At 60.2% G+C, this 23,313-nt stretch carries 19 protein-coding genes; 12 read left to right on the top strand and 7 right to left on the bottom strand.

Annotation, left to right across the window (positions count from 1 at the left end):
• Positions 1-71 precede the first annotated feature (71 nt).
• The 5 genes from araA (at position 72) to rpiB (ending at position 7,524) form a co-directional block, all read left to right on the top strand.
• On the top strand, positions 72-1,616 hold the full coding sequence (gene araA, locus PREDE_RS08550; protein WP_005846538.1) for an L-arabinose isomerase: 1,545 nt from the start codon (positions 72-74) through the stop codon (positions 1,614-1,616).
• A gap of 119 nt (positions 1,617-1,735) precedes the next feature.
• The gene (locus PREDE_RS08555) at positions 1,736-3,334 is read left to right on the top strand and encodes a xylulokinase (RefSeq protein ID WP_005846540.1); all 1,599 of its coding nucleotides are present in this window, start codon (positions 1,736-1,738) and stop codon (positions 3,332-3,334) included.
• 18 nt (positions 3,335-3,352) lie between these two features.
• On the top strand, positions 3,353-4,924 hold the full coding sequence (locus tag PREDE_RS08560) for an alpha-N-arabinofuranosidase (RefSeq protein ID WP_005846542.1): 1,572 nt from the start codon (positions 3,353-3,355) through the stop codon (positions 4,922-4,924).
• 20 nt (positions 4,925-4,944) lie between these two features.
• A complete protein-coding gene (locus PREDE_RS08565; protein WP_005846544.1) occupies positions 4,945-6,966 on the top strand; it encodes a transketolase family protein in 2,022 nt (673 codons plus the stop codon).
• 120 nt (positions 6,967-7,086) lie between these two features.
• Positions 7,087-7,524, top strand: coding sequence for a ribose 5-phosphate isomerase B (rpiB, locus tag PREDE_RS08570; protein WP_005846546.1), 438 nt, complete (start codon positions 7,087-7,089; stop codon positions 7,522-7,524).
• Between the two features lie 95 nt (positions 7,525-7,619).
• Here rpiB and PREDE_RS08575 read toward each other — a convergent pair whose 3' ends face one another.
• From PREDE_RS08575 to PREDE_RS08590, 4 genes are all read right to left on the bottom strand, one after another.
• Positions 7,620-7,904: an HU family DNA-binding protein gene (locus PREDE_RS08575; protein WP_005846548.1), complete on the bottom strand. Its 285-nt coding sequence runs from the start codon at positions 7,902-7,904 to the stop codon at positions 7,620-7,622.
• A gap of 553 nt (positions 7,905-8,457) precedes the next feature.
• Positions 8,458-11,031, bottom strand: a complete 2,574-nt coding sequence (locus PREDE_RS08580; protein WP_005846553.1) for an ATP-dependent helicase — start codon at positions 11,029-11,031, stop codon at positions 8,458-8,460.
• A gap of 103 nt (positions 11,032-11,134) precedes the next feature.
• Complete coding sequence (mtgA, locus tag PREDE_RS08585) at positions 11,135-11,854, bottom strand: monofunctional biosynthetic peptidoglycan transglycosylase (protein WP_027952486.1); 720 nt, start codon at positions 11,852-11,854, stop codon at positions 11,135-11,137.
• A gap of 92 nt (positions 11,855-11,946) precedes the next feature.
• The gene (locus PREDE_RS08590; RefSeq protein WP_005846556.1) at positions 11,947-12,615 is read right to left on the bottom strand and encodes an OmpA family protein; all 669 of its coding nucleotides are present in this window, start codon (positions 12,613-12,615) and stop codon (positions 11,947-11,949) included.
• Positions 12,616-12,884: 269 nt separating this feature from the next.
• On the opposite strand from PREDE_RS08590, the gene proS reads away from it, so the two are divergent.
• The 5 genes from proS to PREDE_RS08615 all read left to right on the top strand — a co-directional run bounded on the left by proS (position 12,885) and on the right by PREDE_RS08615 (position 17,009).
• Positions 12,885-14,366 carry a proline--tRNA ligase gene (proS, locus tag PREDE_RS08595; protein ID WP_015310384.1) on the top strand — a complete coding sequence of 494 codons (1,482 nt, stop codon included), beginning with the start codon at positions 12,885-12,887 and terminating at the stop codon, positions 14,364-14,366.
• Between the two features lie 17 nt (positions 14,367-14,383).
• Positions 14,384-14,779, top strand: coding sequence for a uroporphyrinogen decarboxylase/cobalamine-independent methonine synthase family protein (locus PREDE_RS08600; RefSeq protein WP_235777516.1), 396 nt, complete (start codon positions 14,384-14,386; stop codon positions 14,777-14,779).
• 232 nt (positions 14,780-15,011) lie between these two features.
• Positions 15,012-16,112 carry an alanine dehydrogenase gene (gene ald / locus PREDE_RS08605; RefSeq protein WP_005846563.1) on the top strand — a complete coding sequence of 367 codons (1,101 nt, stop codon included), beginning with the start codon at positions 15,012-15,014 and terminating at the stop codon, positions 16,110-16,112.
• 111 nt (positions 16,113-16,223) lie between these two features.
• Entirely contained in the window at positions 16,224-16,796 is a 573-nt protein-coding gene (locus tag PREDE_RS08610) for a WG repeat-containing protein (RefSeq protein WP_005846564.1), read from the top strand.
• A 12-nt stretch (positions 16,797-16,808) separates the two neighbouring features.
• Positions 16,809-17,009, top strand: a complete 201-nt coding sequence (locus PREDE_RS08615) for a DUF4250 domain-containing protein (RefSeq protein WP_015310385.1) — start codon at positions 16,809-16,811, stop codon at positions 17,007-17,009.
• Between the two features lie 579 nt (positions 17,010-17,588).
• Here the strand turns inward: PREDE_RS08615 and pdxT are convergent.
• The 3 genes from pdxT to PREDE_RS08630 all read right to left on the bottom strand — a co-directional run bounded on the left by pdxT (position 17,589) and on the right by PREDE_RS08630 (position 20,213).
• Entirely contained in the window at positions 17,589-18,134 is a 546-nt protein-coding gene (gene pdxT, locus PREDE_RS08620) for a pyridoxal 5'-phosphate synthase glutaminase subunit PdxT (RefSeq protein WP_005846568.1), read from the bottom strand.
• Positions 18,131-19,003 carry a pyridoxal 5'-phosphate synthase lyase subunit PdxS gene (pdxS, locus tag PREDE_RS08625; RefSeq protein ID WP_005846571.1) on the bottom strand — a complete coding sequence of 291 codons (873 nt, stop codon included), beginning with the start codon at positions 19,001-19,003 and terminating at the stop codon, positions 18,131-18,133. The genes pdxT and pdxS overlap by 4 nt, the downstream gene beginning before the upstream one ends.
• 97 nt (positions 19,004-19,100) lie before the next feature.
• Positions 19,101-20,213 (bottom strand): bifunctional hydroxymethylpyrimidine kinase/phosphomethylpyrimidine kinase, encoded by a 1,113-nt coding sequence (locus tag PREDE_RS08630; RefSeq protein ID WP_005846572.1) that lies wholly within the window; start codon positions 20,211-20,213, stop codon positions 19,101-19,103.
• Positions 20,214-20,425: 212 nt separating this feature from the next.
• Between PREDE_RS08630 and glmS the strand changes: the two genes are divergently transcribed.
• Together glmS and PREDE_RS08640 are read left to right on the top strand one after the other, a co-directional pair.
• Positions 20,426-22,270 carry a glutamine--fructose-6-phosphate transaminase (isomerizing) gene (glmS, locus tag PREDE_RS08635; protein ID WP_005846576.1) on the top strand — a complete coding sequence of 615 codons (1,845 nt, stop codon included), beginning with the start codon at positions 20,426-20,428 and terminating at the stop codon, positions 22,268-22,270.
• 10 nt (positions 22,271-22,280) lie between these two features.
• On the top strand, positions 22,281-23,198 hold the full coding sequence (locus tag PREDE_RS08640; RefSeq protein ID WP_005846578.1) for a GYF domain-containing protein: 918 nt from the start codon (positions 22,281-22,283) through the stop codon (positions 23,196-23,198).
• Positions 23,199-23,313: the final 115 nt, after the last annotated feature.

Below are 23,313 nucleotides of genomic sequence, written 5' to 3' on the forward strand. Positions count from 1 at the left end.
GTTCTTCCACGCTTTCATCCCTGACATATTAACTTCAGCAAATATAATTTTCACTTAAAACATAAAAAACTATGATTGAAACATTTAAAGATTTTGAGGTTTGGTTTGTAACCGGCGCGCAGCTCCTCTATGGAGGCGATGCCGTGGTACAGGTAGACGGCCACTCCAAGGAGATGGTCGAGGGCCTCAACAACTCTGGCCTCCTGCCCATCAAGGTGGTTTATGCCGGCACTGCCAACAGTTCCAAGGAGGTGGCCGACGTAATGAGCCGCGCCAATGTGGACAAAAAGTGCGTGGGCGTGATTTGCTGGATGCACACTTTCTCACCTGCCAAGATGTGGATCAAGGGCATGCAGATCCTGCGCAAGCCGTTGCTCCACCTCCATTCACAGTATAATCAGCAGATTCCCTGGGACACGATGGACATGGATTTCATGAACCTCAACCAGAGTGCCCATGGTGATCGCGAGTATGCCCACATCCTCTCCCGTCTGCGCAAGCCCCGCAAGACCGTCATCGGCTACTGGAAAGACGAAAAGACCCTGAAGCATATTGCCGTATGGGAGCGCGTCTGCGCCGGCGTGGCCGATGCTCAAGACTGCCTCATCATCCGTTTCGGCGACCAGATGAACAACGTAGCCGTGACCGATGGAGACAAGGTTGCTTTCGAGCAAGTACTGGGTTACCATGTGGACTACGTACAGTTCTCCACCGTGCTGGAGTATTTCGACAAGGTGAAAGACGAGGAAGTTGACGCCCTCGTGCACGACGTGTACTTCAAGGAGTATGTCGTAGCCGATGCCCTGAAAGACAAGAGCACCGTGGAATACAAGAAGATTTGGAACTCCGCCAAGGCTGAACTCACTCTCCGCGCCGTGCTCAAGGCTTTCGGTGCCAAGGGTTTCACCACCAATTTCGACGATCTCGGCGACGTTGACGTCGAGAAGACCGGCCACGGATTCGACCAGATTCCGGGCCTTGCCTCACAGCGTCTGATGAGTGAGGGCTACGGCTTCGGCGCCGAGGGCGACTGGAAGGATGCCGCTCTCTATCGCACCACATGGTTCATGAGCCAAGGATTGCCTGGCGGCACCTCGTTCCTGGAGGACTATACGCTCAACTTCGACGGCGAGAACACATCCATCTTGCAGTCGCACATGCTGGAGGTTTGTCCCGCCATCTCCGAGGAGAAGCCCCGCCTGGAAGTGCACTTCCTCGGTATTGGCGTGCGCAAGACCCCAACGGCCCGTCTGGTGTTCACCACCAAGCAGGGCCATGGCATCACGGCAACCATAGTAGACATGGGCAACCGCTTCCGTCTCATTGCCAACGATGTGAATCTCATCAAGTCGAAGCCCCTGCCCAAGTTGCCCGTGGCCTCCGCCCTCTGGATTCCCGAACCCACTTTCGAGGTTGGCGTGGGCTGCTGGATGGAAGCTGGCGGCACCCATCATTCCTGCTTCAGCTTCTCGCTGACCGACGAGTATTGGCGCGACTTTGCAGAGATTGCCGACATCGAAGCCTGCATCATCAACAAGGACACCGACTACCAGCAGTTCCGCAAGGAGCTCCGCTGGAACGAGATCTACTACATGCTCAACAAGTCGTTGAGATAATCCATTCGTGGCCGGGGAGGACAGGACAGGAACATCCTGCGCTTCCTCTCCGGCCTGTCTTTTTCTCCATTCTCCATTACCAACTCCCTAACGCTTCTTTATTCATTATCTGAACCATCATGGATGCAAAATCAACCATCGCGGCCGGCAAGGCAATGCTGGGCATAGAGTTTGGCTCTACCCGTATCAAGGCCGTGCTCATCGACCAGGAAAACAAACCCATAGCCCAAGGCAGCCACACATGGGAAAACCAGCTTGTGGACGGCTTGTGGACTTACAGCATAGACAACATTTGGGCAGGACTGCAGGACTGCTACGCGCAACTGCGTGCCGACGTCCAAAGCCAGTACGGCGTTGAACTGGAGCAGCTGGCCTCCATCGGCATCAGCGCCATGATGCACGGGTACATGGCATTCGACGAGCAACAGCAAATTCTGGTACCGTTCCGTACTTGGCGCAACACCAATACCGGCAAGGCGGCCGCCGAACTCTCCGATCTTTTCAACTTCAACGTGCCCCTGCGTTGGAGCATTTCGCATCTCTACCAGTGTGTGCTCAATGAGGAGCCGCACGTCAAGGACATTCATTTCCTCACCACTTTGGCCGGATACATCCACTGGCAGCTCACGGGCCGGCGGGTGCTCGGCATCGGCGACGCCTCGGGCATGATTCCCATCGACCCTGAAACCAAGACTTACGATGCCGGGATGGTCGAGAAATTCAATCGCCTTGTGGCTCCCAAGGGCTTCGACTGGAAGCTCCTCGACATCCTGCCCCAAGTGCTTGTGGCTGGCGAAAATGCCGGCACACTGACAGCCGAGGGCGCACGTCGGCTTGACGTGTCGGGACATTTACAGGCCGGCACACCACTCTGTCCGCCCGAGGGCGACGCCGGAACGGGCATGGCCGCCACCAATGCCGTGAAACAGCGTACGGGCAATGTTTCGGCCGGCACCTCCTCGTTCTCCATGATTGTGCTGGAGAAGAACCTCTCCAAACCCTATAAGATGATCGACATTGTGACCACCCCCGACGGCAGTCCCGTCGCCATGGTGCACTGCAACAACTGCACCTCGGAGATTAACGACTGGGTGGGCCTTTTCCGCCAGTTCGAGGAACTCATGGGCATCAAGGTCGACATGAACGAGCTCTACACCCGCCTCTTCCAGGCTTCGCTCGACGGCGATGCCGACTGTGGCGGTCTGCTCTCCTACAACTATGTGTCGGGCGAGCCTGTTACCGAGCTCGAAGACGGCCGCCCTCTCTTTGTACGTGCAGCCAACGACAAGTTCTCGCTGGCCAACTTCATGCGCACCCAGCTCTATGCAGCCATCGGCGTGCTGAAGATTGGCAACGATGTGCTGTTCAAGGAGGAGAAAGTCGGCGTAGACCGCATCACCGGCCACGGCGGCTACTTCAAGACTCCCGGCGTGGGTCAGCGGTTCCTCGCTGCCGCTCTCAACTCTCCCATCTCGGTGATGGAGACTGCCGGCGAGGGTGGCGCCTGGGGCATTGCCCTGCTGGCTTCCTATCTGGTAAACAAGAAAGGCGCACAGTCGCTGGCCGACTTCCTCGACCAGCAGGTGTTTGCCGGCAACACCGGCACCGAGGTAAAGCCCACCCCCGAGGACGTGGCGGGCTTCGACGTCTATATTGAGAACTACAAAAAAGGCCTTGCCATCGAGCAGGCGGCTGTGGCCTACAAGGACGCTCACTAATCATATCCGCAACAAGACATGAAGAAAACCATCACAACCCTCTGCCTCTCGGCAGTCATCGCACTGCCCTCCATGGGGCAGGACGCCACCGCCACCATCCATGCCACCCAGGGCGTACACAAGATTCCCCGCGAAATCTACGGGCAGTTTGCCGAGCATCTTGGTTCCTGCATCTACGGCGGCCTGTGGGTGGGCCCCTACTCCCGGGTGCCCAACACGCAGGGCTACCGCAACGACGTGCTTCAGGCCCTGAAAGATCTCAAGGTGCCTGTGCTGCGCTGGCCCGGCGGCTGCTTTGCCGACGAGTATCACTGGATGGACGGTATCGGCCCGCGCGACCAGCGGCCCAAGATGCAGAACAACAACTGGGGCGGCACCATAGAGGACAATTCTTTCGGCACGCACGAGTTCCTGAACCTTTGCGAGCTGATTGGCGCAGAGCCTTACATCAGTGGCAATGTGGGCAGCGGCACCGTCGAGGAGCTGGCCAAGTGGGTGGAGTACATGACCAGCGACGGAGACACGCCGATGGCCAAGCTGCGCCGCAAGAACGGCCGCGAGAAATCATGGAACGTGAGATACCTTGGCGTGGGCAACGAGAGCTGGGGCTGCGGCGGCAACATGCGGCCGGAGTACTATGCCGACCTCTACCGTCGCTACTCGGTCTATTGCCGCAACTACGACGACCACCGGCTCTACAAGATTGCTTCGGGGGCCAGCGACTACGACTACAACTGGACCAAGGTGCTCATGGACAACGTGGGCAACCGCATGAACGGCCTCTCACTCCACTACTACACCGTCAAGGACTGGAGTAACCACAAGGGCTCGGCCACCAAATTCAGCAACCAGGAGTACTACTGGACCATCGGCAAGTGCCTGCAAATAGAGGACGTCATCAAACGTCACAGCGACATCATGGACCAGAAAGACCCGCAGAAGCGCATCGGACTGCTCGTCGACGAGTGGGGAACCTGGTGGGACGAGGAACCCGGCACCATCCGCGGGCACCTCTATCAGCAGAACACCATGCGCGATGCCATGGTTGCAGCCCTGTCGCTCAACGTGTTCCAGCGTCACACCGACCGCGTCAAGATGGCCAACATCGCCCAGGTGGTGAACGTGCTGCAGAGCATGATTCTCACCGATACCGTGGGCACGGGCCGCATGGTGCTCACCCCGACTTACCACGTGTTCCAGATGTACAAGGACTTTCAGGAGGCCACCTACCTGCCCATGGACGTAAAGACCGACTCCATCGACGTGGAGGGCGGCCACATGTACCAGATGAAAGCCGGCAAGATTCCCGCCGTATCCCTCTCGGCCGCCCGGAAAACCGACGGCACCATCGTCGTTTCACTGGTCAACCCCAGCCTCGACAAGGCCCAGCAGGTGGAGTTCACGCTTGAGGGTGCTTCGCCCAAAACAGCAAGCGGCAGCATCCTCTCCGGCAAGAACATGACCGATTACAACGACTTCGACAACCCCGGACGCATCCGCCCCACCCTCTTCAAGGACGTCAAAATCAAGAAGAACAACGTGCGGCTGACCGTTCCGGCCAAATCCATCATCGTTGTCACCCTCAAATAATCATTAATCATATCATAACAATGAACGACATTCAAGCAATGAACCACGCAGCCGACAACATCCGCATCCTGGCTGCTTCTATGGTCGAGAAAGCCAATTCCGGACATCCCGGCGGCGCCATGGGCGGTGCCGACTTCATCAATGTGCTCTTCGCCGAGTACTTGATCTACGACCCCAACGACCCCACATGGACCGGTCGCGACCGTTTCTTCCTCGACCCCGGCCACATGAGCCCCATGCTCTACGCGGGCCTGGCCCTGCGTGGCTTCTTCTCCATGGACGACCTCAAGCAGTTCCGCCAGTGGGGTTCGGTGACACCCGGCCACCCTGAACTCGACGTTGCACGCGGCATCGAGAACTCGTCGGGCCCGCTCGGACAGGGACACGCCATGGCTGCAGGTGCTGCCGTAGCCGAGAAGTTCCTGGAGGCGCGCCTCGGCCACACCATGATGCAGCACAAGGTTTACGCCTATATCAGCGACGGCGCCGTGGAGGAGGAAATCTCACAGGGCGTAGGACGCATTGCCGGCAACCTTGGGCTGAACAACCTCATCATGTTCTACGACTCCAACGACATACAGCTTTCCACCGAGACCAAGGTGGTAATGACCGAGGACACCAAGGCCAAGTACGAGGCTTGGGGCTGGAATGTGCTGGAGATCAACGGCAACGACGTGGCCCAGATTCGCAAGGCCCTCGACGCTGCCCTGCTGGAACAGGAGCGCCCCACACTCATCATCGGCAAGACCATCATGGGCAAGGGCGCCCTCAAGGCCGACGGCAGCAGCTACGAAGCCAGCATCAAGACCCACGGCGCACCCCTCGGAGGCGACGCCTATACCAACACCATCAGGCATCTTGGCGGCGACGTGGAGCATCCCTTTGTCGTATTCGAAGACGTCAAGGCCGTCTATGCCGCCCGCAAGGAAGAGCTGAAAGCCATCGTGGCAGCCCGCCGGGCCGAAGAGGCCGAGTGGCGCAAGGCCAATGCCGGCAAGGCAGCCCTCATGGACGAGTGGTTCTCGGGCAAGGCGCCCAAGATAGACTGGAGCAAGGTGGAGCAGAAAGAGGGTTCGGCCACACGCGCTGCCAGCGCAGCCTGCCTCACCGCACTTGCCGAGCAGGTGCCCAATATGATCTGCGCATCGGCCGACCTTTCTAACTCCGACAAGACCGACGGCTTCCTCAAGAAGACCACCAGCATCGTGCGGGGCGACTTCAGCGGAGCCTTCTTCCAGGCTGGAGTGAGCGAGCTCACCATGGCCGACATGTGCATCGGCATGATGCTCCACGGCGGTGTCATCGCTGCCTGCGGCACGTTCTTCGTGTTCTCCGACTACATGAAGCCGGCCGTGCGCATGGCTGCACTGATGCAAGTGCCCGTGAAATTCATCTGGACCCACGACGCTTTCCGCGTGGGCGAGGACGGCCCCACCCATGAGCCCGTGGAGCAGGAAGCCCAGATTCGCCTCATGGAGAAGATGAAGAACCATGCCGGACGCGACAGCGTGCGCGTGTTCCGCCCGGCCGACGCCGACGAGACTACCGTCTGCTGGAAGCTCGCCATGGAAAATGTAGACACGCCCACGGCTCTCATCCTCTCGCGCCAGGGCATTGCCAAGCTGCCCGTAGGCACCGACTACGAGCTGGCTGCCAAGGGAGCCTACGTCGTGGCCGGCTCCGACGAGAACCCCGACGTGATTCTTGTGGCCAGTGGCTCCGAGGTTTCCACCCTCGAGGCCGGCACCGAGGCCCTGCGTAAGGACGGCATCCGTGTGCGTGTGGTGAGTGCTCCCTCCGAGGGTCTCTTCCGCAACCAGAGCGCCGAGTACCAGGAAGCTGTGCTTCCTTTCGGCATCAAGAAGTTCGGCATGACGGCCGGGCTCCCCGTTACGCTCGAAGGACTCGTGGGCATAGGGCCCGACAGCAAGGTGTTCGGCATGACCAGCTTCGGCTTCTCGGCCCCCTACAAGGTGCTCGACGAGAAACTTGGCTACACCGGCGAGAACGTTTACAACCAGGTCAAGGCGTTCCTGGCCTAAAGGCAACCAAGGCGTTAAGGAGCCAAGAAGCCAAGGAGTGAGGACAAACGTGTCTTGATGCGTGACGTCTTAACTCCTTAACTACCTAACTCCTTAACTCCAAACCTTGCAAATCAGCTCATGGACATCAAGACCATAGGCTTGGCCAGCGACCATGCGGGCTACGCCCTGAAACAGTTTGTCAAGCAGTATCTCGACGAGAAGGGCCTCGCCTACAAGGACTATGGCACCTACTCGGAAGAGAGCTGCGACTATTCCGACTACGGACACGCCCTGGCCCGCGGCATCGAGCAGGGCGAAGTCTATCCGGGCATCGCCATCTGCGGCTCGGGCGAGGGCATCAGCATGACGCTCAACAAGCACCAGGGCATTCGTGCCGGCCTGAGTTGGATGCCGGAAATCGCCCACCTCATCCGCCAGCACAACGATGCCAACGTCCTCGTCATGCCGGGCCGCTTCATCGATGAGGCCATGGCACGCCGCATCATGGACGAGTTTCTGAACACCGACTTCGAGGGCGGGCGCCATCAGCGACGCATAGACAAGATGCCGGTCTGACGCCGCCGTCCACACACCAGCAGCCCCCATCCGCACCAAAAGCGGATGGGGGCTGCCGTTTTTCCGGGTCTGTTATGCCGTCAGAGCCTCGCCGGTTACACGTGCTTGCGCGAGAAGATGCTGAGATTGTCGGAGGCTTTGAACACCACCTTGTCGCGGGCCTCAATGGTTATCTTCTCGCCCGTGGCCGGATTCACGCCCTGCCGCTCGGCCACATGCTTCACGCTGAAGCGGCCGAAGTCGGGGATGGCAATCTCGTAGTCGCCCTCACACAGGTTGTCGGCCATCACGCCGAGGATGGCATTCACGTACTTGGCGGCATGGCTCTTCGAGAGTTCGGCCCGCTCCGCCACGGCATCAATCAATTGGGTTCTGTTCATTGTCTTTTGTTTTTTGGTTTGTATCTGTCTGCAAAGATACTGCTTTTTATCCGAAAACCGCCGCGCCGCAGTGCCGAAAAGCCGTTGCCGCCATACGAACGTGCCGCTGCCGCAGTGCAATCACGCCGCAATCGCCGGCCGTTTGCGCCATTTTCGCGATGCGATCACGCCGTTTTCACGCTGCGTTTGCGCCGTGTTCGCACCGCGTTTAACGCGTATTCTCGATACAAAATAAACCGAGCCATCAAGCCATACCCTGCCGACAGAGGTTGGTCATGCCGCCCATCGGCCTCCGTCGAACGCTTTCCGCAGAATGAATGCAATCTGAGGCAGCCGTGAAACGCCATGCACATATCCGTGAAATATGTGGAATCTGTGAGACTTTCTTCGTTGCGCAACCGTATGATGGCGCAAGATGTCTCACAGATTCCACAGATTTCACAGAGGCTGCACCATGAATGCGCATGGGGTTGACGTAGGGACCGTCCGCCGTGCCGGCCCGCACGCCCCAACGGGGCGTTGGTTTTTGGGGAAGAAAGCCGGCGGCAGGGCCTTAGCCCACAATGGTGAACTTGGCGAATTTCAGGAGCAGTTGCTTGCGGCCAGTGGTATCGAAGTCCACCGTGGCCTTGCGGTTCTCGCCCGTTCCCTCCACGCCGACCACCGTGCCACGGCCAAAACGCTGATGCTCGATGACCTGACCCGCATGGAGTCCGGCCCCCGTACCCGCCGAAGCAGAGGGGGCAGAACCCGCGCCGGCCGAAACCGGAGAGGCAGATCCTGGCTCGGCACGCCCGCCACCGGTCATGGCACGCGACACGCTCTGCCACTTCCCGCTCTGCCGGAGCTTCGCCTCAAACGACGAAGAGAACGGATTGACGGCCTGTTCGGGGCGGTGCGGAGCCGTCTCCTTAGGCTTAGGGTCGGCCATGAACTGCCCGGCCACAGGGCGGGAGTTCTGCATCCGCCCGCTCATGCGGCGGTATTCGCCTCCCCAGACCCTTGCCCCCGTATAGGGTTGGTCGGTCTCATAGTCGTCGTCCCAGGGGCGGCGGCGTGCAGGTTTGTCCTCGTCCCAAGGTCGACGGCGCGGCCGGTCTTCGCCAAAGGGATTGCCCCCGACGCGCCCGCCCTCCGTCTGGACGGTGACAAACTCCGGGTCAATGTCGTTGATAAACCGGCTCGGGTTGACAAAACTGTCCATCTTGCCATAAAGCCAGCGCGAGTGGGCCCAGGTGAGATAGCAGTGCTTCTCGGCCCGGGTGATGGCCACGTAGAGCAGTCGGCGCTCTTCCTCCAGCTCGCGGGGCGTGCTCACAGAGAGCGTGCTCGGGAAGATGTTCTCCTCCATGCCCACCACAAACACCGTGGGGAACTCCAGTCCCTTGGCCGCATGGATGGTCATCAGCGTCACTTTGTCGTCGGAGCCGTCGTCCGAATCCTGGTCGGTCATCAGCGAAACAGTGGCCAGATAGTCCTGCAACCGGGCCTCGTCGGCATGGTCGTCCTCGCGCTGGGCCTGCACAAAATCGGCCATTCCCGAAATCAGCGCGTCGATGTTCTGCCGCCGGCTGTCGCCCTCCACCGTCTTGTCAGCGGCCAGGTCGGCCTTGATGCCGCTCTCGACCATGATCTCGTCGCCCAAAGTCAGCGCGTCCGTGGTCTGTGCTTTCGCCATGAATCCGCTCATCAGCGCATGGAAGGCGGCCAGCTTGCCCAGCGTGCCACGGTTCACGTCCAGTCCGTATGCGGCCGGACGGGCAATCGTCTCCCACAGGCTCACCTCGTGTTGCTCGGCCGCACGGACAATCTTCTGCACCGTGGTGTCGCCGATTCCCCGCGCCGGATAGTTGATGATGCGGCGAAAAGCCTCCTCGTCGTTGGGGTTCACGGTCAGCCGGAAATAGGCTATCACGTCCTTTACCTCCTTGCGCTGGTAGAAGCTCAGCCCGCCATAGATGCGGTAGTGGCTGCCCATGCCCACCTCGGGTTTGCGCATTTCTTCCTCGAAGGTGCGGCTCTGCGCATTCGTGCGGTAGAGAATAGCAAAGTCGCTCCACCGGCACCCCTCCTGATTCTTGATGCGCCGAATCTCCCGGCACACCATGGCCGCCTCGCGCTTGTCGGATATGGTTTCCAGAATGGTCACCTTGTCGCCCTCCTCCTTACGGCTGTACACCTCCTTGGGAATCTGCCGCGAGTTGTGTTTCATCAGTGAATTGGCGGCCGCCACAATGAGCTGCGTGGACCGATAGTTCTGCTCCAGCTTGAACATCCGGGCGTCGGGATAGATGCGGTTGAAGTTCAAGATGTTGTCTATCTTTGCCCCACGGAAAGCGTAGATGCTCTGATAGTCGTCGCCCACCACGCAGATGCGGCCGTGGTCGCGGGTGAGCTTGGTCACAATCTGCTGCTGCACGTAGTTGGTGTCCTGGTATTCGTCCACAAAGACATACTGGAACCGCTCTGCATATTTCTGCCTCAACGGCTCATGGTCGCGCAGCATTTGGAAGGTGTTCACCAGCAAGTCGTCGAAGTCCATGGCGTTGGCCTGGCGCAGTCGCTGCTGGTACGATGCGTAGATTTTGAACGTCTCGGGCATGTTGTGATGCCTGTCGCGGGCCAGCAGGTCGCCGTCTTCGGCATACTGTTCGGGCATGCACAGCCGGTTTTTGGCCGCCGAGATGGCCGCATGGACGGAAGCCGGCTTGTAGGTCTTGTCCTCCAGCCCCATCGACTTCACGATGTTCTTGATGAGCGAACGCGAGTCACTCTCGTCGTAGATGGTGAAATCGCTGCGGTATCCAATGCTGTCGGCCTCCACACGGAGGATGCGCGAGAATACCGAATGGAACGTACCCATCTGCAAATAGCGGGCCCGCTCGCCACCGACCAGCTGTGCAATGCGCGACTGCATCTCGCGGGCGGCCTTGTTGGTAAAGGTGAGGGCCAGCACATTCCAGGGTTTCATGTCGTAGTGGGCCAGCAGCCAGGCTATCTTGTAGGTGAGCACACGCGTCTTGCCCGACCCTGCTCCGGCAATGACGAGCTGCGGGCCGTCGCAATAAGTCACGGCCGCGCGCTGGCTTTCGTTGAGCTGTTCGAGCAGTTGTTCTTCACTTTGCATATTTCTTGAGGATTGAATGAAGATGTCCGGGAGCCGAGTTGTCAAGTCGTCAGGAAGCCAGGCCCTTTGCCTCAACTCCCTAACTCCGTAACTTCTTAACTCCTTATTTATAGGTTCCACCCACGGCAGTGCGGGGGTCGTAGTCCTCGCCCTCCTTGGGGAAAGTGGGGATATAGCGCATGTTGGCCATGATTTGCCGCTGCCTCAGGCGCATGTAGCCGCTCGGATTCCGGGAGGAGAACCGGCGTGGGTTGGGCAGCGTGGCAGCGATGAGGGCGCAGTCGCCACGCGAGAGCTCGGCTGCCGTCTTGCCGAAGTTGTACTCGGCGCAGGCATCCACGCCATAAATGGCGTCGCCCATCTCGATGGAATTGAGATAAACTTCCATGATGCGCTGCTTGCTCCACAGCAGTTCGACCAGCGCCGTGAAGTAAACCTCGAAGCCTTTTCTCACCCACGATCGGCCGGGCCACAGGAATACGTTCTTCGCCGTCTGCTGCGAGATGGTGCTGGCACCGAACTTTTTGCCGCCCTTGTGCTTCAGATTGCGCTTGGCTGCACTGCCAATGGCGTTGAAATCGAAGCCATGGTGCAGCAGAAAACGGGAGTCCTCGCTGGCCATCACGGCCACGGGCATGTGCGGCGACACCTCGTCGAGCGGCACCCAATGGTGGTGCATCGTCAGGTTGCCGTTCTGCAGGCAGCGGATTACCATCAGGGGAGTCACATATACAGGGACAAAACGATAGGCCACCACGGCCAGTATGGTGGATGCAAAGAAGAGGCTCAAGGCCCAACGCACCATTTTTTTAACTATGAACATACCATTGAGCACGCTGATTCATGCCAAAAGGGGGATGTGGGCCGTGCCGGCCCGCATCCCCGATGAATGTTTGACGGAAGGATTGCCGCTGTTTACTGCAGCGTGCCGGCATTGGCGGCGTCCACCATTGCCTGGGAAGCATAGAGATAAACTTCCACCCGGCGGTTGGCCTGCGACACGGTCTTGTTCTCAATCTCGTCCTGGCTACCCTTGCCTTCAACGTTTTTCAGCTGCGACTTGCTCACGCCGCACGAGCTCAAATAGTCGGCCACGCTCTGCGCGCGCTTCTGGCTTAGGGGCACGTTGATGGCGTCGCCGCCCGACCGGTCGGTGTAGCCCAGGATGTCAACATGGCAGTCGGCGTTCTTCTTCAGCACGCCGGAGAACTTGGCCAAGTCGTTCTTGCTGTTGGTATTCAGCGTGGCTTTGTTGGTGGCAAAGAGGATGCCCGAGTCGAAAGTCACCTTGACGGCCTTCAGTCCGTTGGCATCTGTTACCTCCTCCACCTTGGCATTCTGCACCTCTGCAGCGGTCTCTTTGGCCACCTTGTCCATGTGCTTGCCGATGATGGCACCGGCGCCGGCACCCACGGCACCGCCGATAGCCGCACCCACGGCTGTGTTGCCGGCTATCTTTCCGATGATGCCGCCGAGCACCGTACCGGCACCTGTGCCGATAAGGGTGCCCGTACCCATCTTGGTTGAACAACTGCACACCGTGAGCATGCACAATCCTACTGTTGCAATCTTAACGCTTTTCATCTTGTTTATCCTTGTTATACTTGTTTTTTAACCTTGTTATGCTTGTAAATCCATCTGTTTCCGGGCCGCCGTCGGCCGGCCGTTTGCCTCGTCAAACTTCGTGCAAAGGTAGCTCTTTTTTCGGTAGGCGGGCCCGTTATCAAAGTTTTTTTAGTAACTTTGCGGCAAAATTAAACAATAGAAAGCATCGGGCCGGCGGGGAAATGCCTATGTCGCCGTAGGAATTTCCCTAAACCGTGGCACCGTGCCTACAGACAAATATTTTGAAAATGGCTAAAGAACTGAAAGACTTAACCAAGCGTGCCGACAATTACAGCCAGTGGTACAGCGACTTGGTGACCAAGGCAGACCTTGCCGAGGCGGCCCCCGTCCGCGGATGTATGATTATCAAACCCTACGGCTACGCCATCTGGGAGAAGATGCAGGCCCAGCTCGACAAGATGTTTAAAGCTACCGGCGTGCAGAATGCCTACTTCCCCTTGCTCATCCCCAAGGGCTTCTTCGCCAAGGAAGCCGAGCACGTAGCCGGCTTCGCCAAGGAGAGCGCCGTGGTGACCCACTACCGCCTCAAGTCCGCAGCAGACGGCAAAGGCATCGTGGTGGACCCCGAGGCCAAGCTCGAAGAGGAGCTCATCATCCGGCCCACATCGGAAACAATGATCTGGAACACCTACAAAAACTGGATACATTCCTACCGCGACCTGCCCATCCTGTGCAACCAATGGTGCAACGTGATGCGCTGGGAGATGCGCACGCGACCGTTCCTCCGCACCTCCGAATTCCTCTGGCAGGAGGGCCACACCGCCCACGCCACCTCCGAAGAGGCCCAGGCCGAGGCCCGGAAGATGCTCAAGGTGTATGCCGAATTTGCCGAGCAGTGGATGGGAGTACCCGTCGTACAGGGTGTGAAGAGCGAGTCCGAGCGCTTCGCCGGAGCCCTCGACACCTATACCATTGAGGCCATGATGCAGGACGGCAAGGCCCTGCAGAGCGGCACAAGCCACTTCCTGGGGCAGAACTTTGCCAAGAGTTTCGACGTGACTTTCCTCAACAAGGAGAACAAGCCCGAGTATGTATGGGCCACGAGCTGGGGCGTGTCCACCCGCCTCATGGGTGCCCTCATCATGGTTCACTCCGACGACAACGGCCTCGTGCTGCCGCCGAGGCTGGCCCCCATCCAGGTGGTCATCGTGCCCATCAGCAAGAATGCCGAGCAACTGGCGGCCATCACGGCCAAGCTGCAGCCCGTCATCGACAGGTTGCGGGAGCTGGGCATCAGCGTGAAATACGACGACTCGGACAACAAACGACCGGGCTTCAAGTTTGCCGACTACGAGCTCAAGGGCGTGCCCGTGCGCCTCGTCATGGGCGGCCGAGACCTGGAAGACAACACCATCGAGGTGATGCGGCGCGACACGCTCGAGAAAGAGAACGTGTCGTTCGACGGCATTGTGGAGCGCGTCGAGGCCTTACTCGACGACATTCAGCAGAACATCTTCGAGAAGGCACGCCGCTATCGCGACAGCCACATCTACGAATGCGACGACTACGAGGAGTTCAAGGAGCGCGTCAAGGGCGGCGGCTTCTTCCTCTGCCACTGGGACGGCACGGCCGAGACCGAGGCCAAGATCAAGGAAGACACCCAGGCCACCATCCGTTGCGTGCCTTTCGGCGTGGAGCAGACCCCCGGCACCGACATGGTGAGCGGCAAGCCCGCCAAGCATCGGGTCATCATCGCCCGCTCGTACTAAGCGGCGCGCCCACCGCCTTGGGCGCAATTATAAGGCATTTTACCTCATCCGGCGTAGGGCCGCGCGACGTGTCGCGCGGCCCTACGCCTTTTCTTTTTGCCCACGAGAACGTGGACGCCTTCTATCTGGAGTTCGACGACGAACGCTCGGGGGGCTTCGAGCCGCTGCGCCAAGTAGCCGAGGGCAAGAAAGTGGTACTCGGACTCGTCACCACCAAGTCGCCCCAGCTGGAAGACCCGCGGGCCGTCATTGCCCGTATCCACGAGGCTGCCCGCATCATCCCACTCGACCGGCTCTACCTGAGCCCCCAGTGCGGATTCGCCTCGTGCGAGATTGGCAACAAGCTCACCGAGGAAGAGCAGTGGGCCAAGATAGACCTCGTGCGGCAGATTGCCGCCGAAGTGTGGAAGTGAAAGGCTTCATCGCCCCGTCATTACGGCGTAACGGCACTCCCGTTGCGCCGTAAACGCATTGCGATTGCACCGCAAACACCGCGCGATTACGCCGCAAACGCGAGGGCTCCGCGGCGGGCCGGCAGGACGAAGTGTTAAAATTTGCACGATTTTGCGGCCCCGACGAACAGCGTAACCGATTTTTTCGTATCTTGCATTCCGTATTGTCAAACACCTAAACTAAGGACAAGTTATGAGAATTGGTATCCCCAAAGAGATTAAGCAGGGCGAGAACCGGGTGGGTATGACGCCTGCCGGCGTCAGCGAGTTGGTGGGCCACGGCCATCGTGTCTACGTGCAACACACGGCCGGCGAGGGCAGCGGATTCAGCGACAAGGACTATACCGACGTGGGAGCCGCCGTGCTGCCCACCATCGAAGCCGTGTACGAGGCGGCCGACATGATAGTGAAGGTGAAGGAACCCATCGAGCCCGAGTACCCGTTGGTGCGGCAGGGGCAGCTCGTGTTCACCTATTTCCACTTTGCCAGCGACCGTGCACTCACCGAGGCCATGCTGCACAGCAGGGCCGTGTGCCTGGCCTACGAGACGGTGCAGCTGCCCGACCGCTCGCTGCCCCTGCTGGTGCCCATGAGCGAGGTGGCCGGGCGCATGGCCGCCCTGAACGGCGCTTACTACCTGCAAAAGACCAAGGGCGGCAACGGCAAGCTCGTCGGCGGCGTGCCAGGAGTGGAGCCCGCCCGCGTGCTGGTGCTGGGCGGAGGCACCGTGGGCGAGGCGGCGGCCCGCATGGCAGCCGGCATGGGGGCCGCCGTGACCATCACCGACATCTCCCTGCCACGGCTGCGGCAGCTGGGCATGGAGCTGCCCGCCAACGTGCACACGCTCTATTCCAGCGAGCACAACATCCGCCAGCAGCTGCCCGCAACGGACATTGTGATCGGCTCCGTGCTGGTGCCGGGAGCCAAGGCCCCCCACCTCATCACGCGTGACATGCTGCGACAGATGCAGCCCGGCACGGTGCTCGTGGACGTGGCCATCGACCAAGGCGGCTGTTTCGAGACCTCACGACCCACCACCCACGGCCAGCCCGTCTACGAGGTAGACGGCATCGTGCACTATTGCGTGGCCAACATTCCCGGGGCCGTGCCCCACACGTCGACCATGGCCCTCACCAACGCCACGCTGCGCTACGCCCTGGCCCTGGCCGACAAGGGCTGGCAGCAGGCCTGCCACGACGACCCCGCGCTGGCCCTGGGCCTGAACCTGGTGGACGGACGGGTGACTTTCGAGGCCGTGGCCGAGGCCTGGGACCTGCCTTACCAGCCGCAGTAAGGCCCGCCCTGCGCCGCATGCGACGGCGACGGCGCGTTTTCCATGCGATTCCTTGGCCAATTCGGAATCTTTTTCTAAATTTGCCCGCACAACTTTAACGGACAATCGAAAATGGAACAGAACATCAACCCGGAGAAAAACATGGAGGAACGCCGTCGCGAGATGGAGGCCGAGATTGCGGCCAACGAGGCCGCCGACCGCGCATACCGCCGCCGACTCGTGCGCAATCTCATCATCATTGGCGTGGTCATCGTGACCGCCATCGGCGGTTACCTGGGTCTGCGGCCCCACGACGAGCCCGAGGTGTACTACACCGACGGCAGCATCGACTACGCCAAACAGGCCGACAAGCTACGCCGCACCAGCGGATTCAAGAGCGTGCAGGAGTTCCGCGGTGGCTATGCCATCGTGAGCGACGGCAAGAAATACGGCATCGTCGACGTGAAGGGCACCGTCGTCTGCCCCGTGAAGTACGAAGCCATCGAGTCCAACTACAGCGAGCACTACCCCGACCTCTGCGAAGTGCGCCTGGCCGGAAAGCTCGGACTGGTGGACAAGCAGGGGCGCGAGGTGGTGAAACCCATATACGACGACATCGGTCCACTCAACGGTTCGTCCATGCAGGTGACGCTGGGCAAGGAGCAATTCTACATCGACACCGAGGGCAACCGCGTTGAACTTTAAACAAAAACGACCATGGACTACCTACCCCACGACCCAGCCATCCTGGTGTCGAGCATCAATATGCTGCTGCGCGACGAGGAATTCTCCTCGCTCGAGGAGCTCTGCTACAACTTTGACCGCAATCCCCGCGAGCTGAAAACCTATCTGCGCCGCCACGGCTACGTGTACAGCGAGAAACAGCACCAGTTCAGACCAGAGGGCTACAACCGGTGAGCCCCACATAGGGAGCACGCTGGGACGGCCTCTTTGGAACGCACGCAGAGACGCGGAGACAGCGGAGCACTCCGCGCTTCTCCCACAACCTTTGGCAAGAAAACTCTAAAAACTCCGCGACTTTGCGAGAGAGCTCATCATCGAGAACCCACGCAGAGACGGCATTTGCTCGCACGCAGAGACGCGGAGGCGGCGGAGCTCTCCGCGCTTCTCCCACAACCTCTGGCAAAAAAACTCAAAAAACTCTGCGCCTCCGCGTGAGAACTCATCATCGAGACCCCACGCAGAGACGGCATTTGCTCGCACGCAGAGACAAGGAGACGGCGGAGCACTCCGCGCTTCTCCCACAACCTCTGGCAAGAAAAACTCTAAAACTCTGCGCCTCCGCGTGCCCCCAACGAAAGGATAGCACGCAGAGCCGCAGAGTTTTTAGAGATAGAGTTCGGCAAAGAACGCCAATTTTTAGAAAAGTCCTCCTTAAACTCTGCGGCTCTGCGTGCACCAAAGGACAGCCCTGCGTGCGCCAAGCAGCAGACTCCTACACGCGGAGACGCAGAGTTTTTTGAGGTCAAACGATAGCTACGAGCGGCAAAGATCAAGAAAATACCGGTGCACCCGCGTGTCGTCTCCCAACTCGGGGTGGAACGCGGTGACTACTTGACGGCCCTCGCGGGCGGCCACGATGTGGCCGTCTACAGAGGCCAGCTCCGTTGCTCCCGGGCCCAGCTCCGTGATATAGGGCGCACGGATAAACGTCATGGGGATGCGCCCGACACCCCGGAACTCGCCCTCGGTGGCAAAGCTGCCCAGCTGACGGCCATAGGCATTGCGGCGCACGCGGATGTGCATGGTGTCCAGATGGCCGGCGTCAAGCATGATGAGCCCGGCGCAGGTGCCCAGAACGGGCAGCCCGCCCCGGATGGCCGCACGCACAGGCTCGCAGAGATCCAGGTCGCGGATGATGCGCAGCATGGCCGTGCTCTCGCCCCCGGGAATCACAAGACCGTCGCAAGGCCGCTGCCAGTCGGCCCGGTTGCGCACGAGAAACGGCTCCGCCCCCAGGCGGGCGAGCATCTGGCAGTGCTCGGCAAAGGCCCCCTGCAGGGCCAGTACGGCAATGCTCATTGTCCGCGCTCGGCCATGAGGAGCTGAATCTCGCTCTCGTTGATACCCACCATAGCCTCTCCCAGATCTTCGCTCAGGGCGGCCAGCATCTCGGGGTTGTCGTAATTGGTGACCGCTTTCACGATGGCCTGTGCCCGCTTCTCGGGGTCGCCGCTCTTGAAGATGCCGCTACCCACAAACACGCCCTCGGCCCCCAGCTGCATCATCAGGGCCGCATCAGCCGGTGTGGCCACGCCCCCGGCTGCAAAGTTGACCACGGGCAGACGGCCGTTGTCGTGCACGTAGAGGGCCAGTTCGTAGGGCACAGCCAGCTGCTTGGCCGCCTCATAGAGCTCGTCGGACGAGAGAGAGACGAGACGACGGATGTCTCCCTGCATGCGGCGCAGATGGCGCACGGCCTGTATCACGTCGCCCGTGCCGGGCTCGCCCTTGGTACGAATCATCGTGGCCCCCTCGCCGATGCGGCGCAAGGCCTCGCCCAAGTCGCGCGCACCACAGACAAAGGGCACACGGAACTGCCGCTTGTCGATGTGGAATACGTCGTCGGCAGGCGAGAGAACCTCGCTTTCGTCGATGTAATCTATTTCGATGGCCTCCAGGATTTGCGCCTCTACGAAGTGGCCGATGCGGCACTTGGCCATCACCGGAATGGTCACGGCCTCCTGGATGCCACGTATCATCTTGGGGTCGCTCATGCGCGACACGCCGCCGGCCGCACGGATGTCGGCCGGTATGCGCTCCAGCGCCATCACGGCACAAGCGCCGGCAGCCTCGGCAATGCGGGCCTGCTGGGGAGTGGTCACGTCCATAATCACACCGCCCTTGAGCATCTGGGCCAGGTTGCGGTTCAGGGTTGTTCTGTCTTCCATTCTGCGTTTTCTTTAAAAGTTTGCGGCCGCAAAGCTATGCACAAAAAAGGGAACGGCCAAGCGGCCGTTCCCATACCGAAACGTATTGCACCGAAAATCACAAGTGTTCCGAGCCGTTGCGGAAGCTGCGGGGAGCGCATCCATGGCTCTCGCTGAAGAAGCGACTGAAGGCCGCCGGCGACGAGAAGCCGAGCTGACGGGCCACCTCGGCTATGGTGAGCCGCGAGCCGAGGAGCAGGGCCGAGGCCTCCTGGGCCAGATAGTCGTCGACCACTTGCTTGGGCGACTTGCCCACAACGCGGCGCGTCACCTGCGAGAGATAGCGCGGCGTGATGGCCAGCCGCTCGGCGTAGAACGAGACGGTGTGCGACGTGCGGTAGTAGTCGGCCACGAGTGTCATCAGCGCATTGTAGAGGTCGGCCGGCCGCTGGCTGGCTGTGTGCCCCTCCACGGCATAGACCACCCGGCTGTGCACATAGGCGTGGGCCTGGGTCACGGCCGTCGGCACGTCGTCGCCCAGGGCCAGACGGGTGGCAATGGCCGAGGAGAGAGCGCCGCCCACGCCGTGGCGCTGCCAGCCGTCTGTGTTTTGCGAAGAGAAGAAACGGGGGTGGCCGTCGGCCAGGAGCAGGGCCGTGAGCCGGCGGGCCGTCTGGTGGCCGCCGCGCAGCAGCACCGCCCCCGCCCCCATGTCCGTCAGGGCCTCGGCGGCCCGCAGCATGTCGTCATCGGTGGCAATGGGGCGGCCCAGCAGCAGTTCGGCCTCGTTGCAGCGCAGCAACAGGATGGCGGCTTCGGGAATAAGCCACCGCCGCAGGGCCGCCAAAGCCTCATCGTCGAGCAGCCGTTCGCCCCGCGACGACACGATGCCGGGCACAAGCACCAGCTGCCGACAGCCTGCCAACTCGGCGCGCAGGGCCCGGATGGTACGGGCGTCGCGCACCATGCCCACCTTGGCCACATGCGGGTGGCGGGCCTCGACGACGGCCCTCGTCTGGCCCACCACGAGGTCGCAGGGCAGGTCCATGATGGTCTGGATGCCGCGACCATCCTGGACGGTGACCGAGGTGACGGCCGTCAGAGCCTCGCCACCCATGGCGGCAATGGTGCGAATGTCGGCCTGGATGCCGGTCCCGCCGGTGTTGTCAGACCCCGTAATGGTGAGCACCGCCGGCCGCAAGGTCGCGGAATGTATGGATGTTGTGGACATAATCGGTCGTAAACATAAGGATTCAGGGGTGCAAAGATAAGGCTTTATGCCGGCATTCCCTTGGGCGGTGCACAAAAAAACCGATTTTTTAACGCATACATTTTTGCCCCGCAGAGAACTGCGAATGCACAGTTTTTCGTAACTTTGCCCGCGCAAACAACGACAAGGGCGGATGCGGGAGGCCGCGGCCCACGGACCAAACAAAAACAAACATGTGTGGAATAGTAGGATATATAGGTACGCGCGAGGCCTATGACATATTGATTCAGGGACTGCACCGGCTGGAATACCGGGGCTACGACTCGGCCGGCGTGGCGCTCATCAACCGGAAAGACGAGCTCCATGTCTACAAAGCCAAGGGCAAAGTGAGCGACTTGGAGACGGCGGCGGCCGACAAGGACTGCTCGGGGGTGGTGGGTATAGCCCACACCCGATGGGCCACCCACGGCGAACCTTCCGTGCGCAACGCCCATCCCCACGTGTCCGAGTCGGGCAATCTGGCGATGGTGCACAACGGCATCATCGAGAACTTTGCCCTGCTGCGCGACCAGCTGCAGGCCCGCGGCTTCCACTTCCAGAGCGACACCGACACCGAGGTGCTGGTGCAACTCGTTGAGTATGCCCAGAAGAGGCACCGGTGCCCGCTGGCCGAGGCCGTGCGCCATGCCCTGCGCAAGTGCATCGGCGCCTATGCCATCGTGGTGATCGACCGCCGCGACCCGTCGACTGTCGTGGCCGCACGCAAGGGCTCGCCCATGGTCATCGGCATCGGCAAGGACTCGTCGGAGTTCTTCATCGCCTCGGACGTGACGCCCATTGCCGGGTACACGCAGGATGTGGTCTACGTGGACGACGAGCAGATTGCCGTGTGCCAGCCGGGCAAGCCACTGGAGATCATCGACCTGAAAAACAAGCCAGTGGACGTGAACGTGAAGCAAATCGACGTCGATCTCGACATGCTCGACAAGGGAGGATTCCCCCATTACATGCTCAAAGAGATATTCGACCAGCCCCGTTGCCTGCACGACTGCATGAGCGGACGGCTACTCGGCGAGGACGTTATCCTGAGCGCGGTGCGCAACAACCGCGCCCGACTGCTCTCGGCCACGCGCTTGGTCATCGTGGCCTGCGGCACGAGCTGGCATGCCGGACTCATTGCCAAGCAGCTCATCGAGCACTTCTGCAAGATCCCTGTAGAGATAGACTATGCCTCAGAGTTCCGTTATCGCGACCCGGTCATCTATTCCTCGGACGTGGTCATCGCCATTTCCCAGAGCGGAGAGACGGCCGACACGCTGGCCGCCATCAAACTGGCCAAAGAGCGCGGGGCCTTTATCTTCGGCATTGTCAACGCCGTGGGCTCGAGCATTGCCCGCGAGACCGAGACGGGTGTCTACATCCACGTGGGGCCGGAAATCGGCGTTGCCTCGACCAAGGCCTTTACCGGACAGCTCACCTGCCTGACGCTGCTCACGCTTGCACTGGCACATGCCAAGGGCACCATAGCCCACGACGAGCTGGCAGAACTGACCCAAGAGCTGGCTCGCATCCCTGAAAAGATTGAGCTGACGCTCACCCGCAACGACCAGATACAGCAGCTCGCGCGTACCTATACCTATGCCACCAACTTTCTCTACCTGGGCCGGGGATGGAACTACCCCGTGGCCTTGGAAGGTGCACTGAAGCTCAAGGAGATCAGCTACATCCATGCCGAAGGCTATCCGGCCGCCGAGATGAAGCATGGGCCCATTGCTCTGGTGGACAACATGATGCCGGTGCTCTTCATTGCCACCCATCACGAGGGCTATGAAAAGATTATCTCGAACATGCAGGAGGTGAAAGCCCGCGGCGGACGCATCATTGCCGTGGTGACAGAAGGCGACACCGAGGTGTCGAAAATTGCCGACCAGTGCATCAGCGTGCCGCAGACGTTGGCCCCGCTGGCCCCGCTGCTCTCGGTGATTCCGTTGCAGCTGCTGGCCTACCACATCGCTGTGGAGAAAGGACTCAACGTGGACATGCCCCGAAATCTGGCCAAAAGTGTCACTGTAGAATAAGCCGACAACCATGAATTATTTCATTCTCATCAACAACGTACAGCAGGGGCCCTTCACCCTCGAGGAGCTCCGGCAACGCGGCCTCACGGCCGACACGCTGGTGTGGGCCCAAGGCATGAGCCAATGGACTCCCGCCTGGCAAGTAGAAGAACTGCGCAGCCTCGTCCAAGGCGCGGACGGCACTCCCACCCCGCCGCCCCCTCCTTTCAATCCTGCGAAAACGGCTGCTTCACAGCCCGCTCCAAATCCCACGCCGCAGCCGGAAGACGGCACACCCGAACCACAGCGCGACGTGCACAAAGCCTTGAAATGGGCTGGTGTAGGGCTGCTAGCCCTGTTCGTTCTCTTGGGCGTCACCCGGCCAAACAAGGCTGAACACCAACAGGTCATCAACGAAAACCTGATGAAAGCTCTGGCCAAGAGCACACAAGCAGACGATGCTGACCCGGTGACAAAGGGGTGGAGCATGCTCGGGCAAATGGTGGCCAGGCCATTGGTAAACGAGATGCTCACGCAGATGTTGGATTACCACAACTACGTTTTCTTCTCCACCACCACCATTCAAGTTGGCAAGAACAAGACCATCACCACGTCCTACGGACTGTTGGGGAAGGTGTTTACCGCAGACGAAGAGAAGATTGCCTCGGCTGTGTCGTCGGTTACGGGTTTCGATCAGTCGCAGACAGATGAAAAAGAAAGGGGCAGCCATGACGACAATAACAGCCAGGCAGCCGAACAACCCGGCCGCAACGATAGGCAAACATCCAATGCCGACACCACCTCGCTCAGCAAACAGATAGGAGACGCCATCATCGACCATGTGGGCAAACAAGTGAAAAAAGAGGTGAGCGAGCACACCGACAGCACCACTTCGAGCGGTATCAGAGCCCTGATAGACGACATCATCCGGTTTTTCAAGGGCGAATGACCCTGCCGGGCGGCTTTGCCGCTCCTCGAAAGACAAGGAAATGCAAGGCCAGGCACAAAAAAAAGCCATATTGTTTGGCCGTTCCCGGGAAAACAGCTACCTTTGCATCACGCAA

This window comes from Prevotella dentalis DSM 3688 (assembly GCF_000242335.1).
Lineage (GTDB): Bacteria > Bacteroidota > Bacteroidia > Bacteroidales > Bacteroidaceae > Prevotella > Prevotella seregens.

Excerpts from the sequence above, each read along its gene's own strand:
- araA (WP_005846538.1), top strand. The coding sequence starts at position 72 with ATGATTGAAACATTTAAAGATTTTGAGGTTTGGTTTGTAACCGGCGCG.
- PREDE_RS08555 (WP_005846540.1), top strand. The coding sequence starts at position 1,736 with ATGGATGCAAAATCAACCATCGCGGCCGGCAAGGCAATGCTGGGCATA.
- PREDE_RS08560 (WP_005846542.1), top strand. The coding sequence starts at position 3,353 with ATGAAGAAAACCATCACAACCCTCTGCCTCTCGGCAGTCATCGCACTG.
- PREDE_RS08565 (WP_005846544.1), top strand. The coding sequence starts at position 4,945 with ATGAACGACATTCAAGCAATGAACCACGCAGCCGACAACATCCGCATC.
- rpiB (WP_005846546.1), top strand. The coding sequence starts at position 7,087 with ATGGACATCAAGACCATAGGCTTGGCCAGCGACCATGCGGGCTACGCC.
- PREDE_RS08575 (WP_005846548.1), bottom strand. The coding sequence starts at position 7,904 with ATGAACAGAACCCAATTGATTGATGCCGTGGCGGAGCGGGCCGAACTC.
- PREDE_RS08580 (WP_005846553.1), bottom strand. The coding sequence starts at position 11,031 with ATGCAAAGTGAAGAACAACTGCTCGAACAGCTCAACGAAAGCCAGCGC.
- mtgA (WP_027952486.1), bottom strand. The coding sequence starts at position 11,854 with ATGTTCATAGTTAAAAAAATGGTGCGTTGGGCCTTGAGCCTCTTCTTT.
- PREDE_RS08590 (WP_005846556.1), bottom strand. The coding sequence starts at position 12,615 with ATGAAAAGCGTTAAGATTGCAACAGTAGGATTGTGCATGCTCACGGTG.
- proS (WP_015310384.1), top strand. The coding sequence starts at position 12,885 with ATGGCTAAAGAACTGAAAGACTTAACCAAGCGTGCCGACAATTACAGC.
- ald (WP_005846563.1), top strand. The coding sequence starts at position 15,012 with ATGAGAATTGGTATCCCCAAAGAGATTAAGCAGGGCGAGAACCGGGTG.
- PREDE_RS08610 (WP_005846564.1), top strand. The coding sequence starts at position 16,224 with ATGGAACAGAACATCAACCCGGAGAAAAACATGGAGGAACGCCGTCGC.
- PREDE_RS08615 (WP_015310385.1), top strand. The coding sequence starts at position 16,809 with ATGGACTACCTACCCCACGACCCAGCCATCCTGGTGTCGAGCATCAAT.
- pdxT (WP_005846568.1), bottom strand. The coding sequence starts at position 18,134 with ATGAGCATTGCCGTACTGGCCCTGCAGGGGGCCTTTGCCGAGCACTGC.
- pdxS (WP_005846571.1), bottom strand. The coding sequence starts at position 19,003 with ATGGAAGACAGAACAACCCTGAACCGCAACCTGGCCCAGATGCTCAAG.
- PREDE_RS08630 (WP_005846572.1), bottom strand. The coding sequence starts at position 20,213 with ATGTCCACAACATCCATACATTCCGCGACCTTGCGGCCGGCGGTGCTC.
- glmS (WP_005846576.1), top strand. The coding sequence starts at position 20,426 with ATGTGTGGAATAGTAGGATATATAGGTACGCGCGAGGCCTATGACATA.
- PREDE_RS08640 (WP_005846578.1), top strand. The coding sequence starts at position 22,281 with ATGAATTATTTCATTCTCATCAACAACGTACAGCAGGGGCCCTTCACC.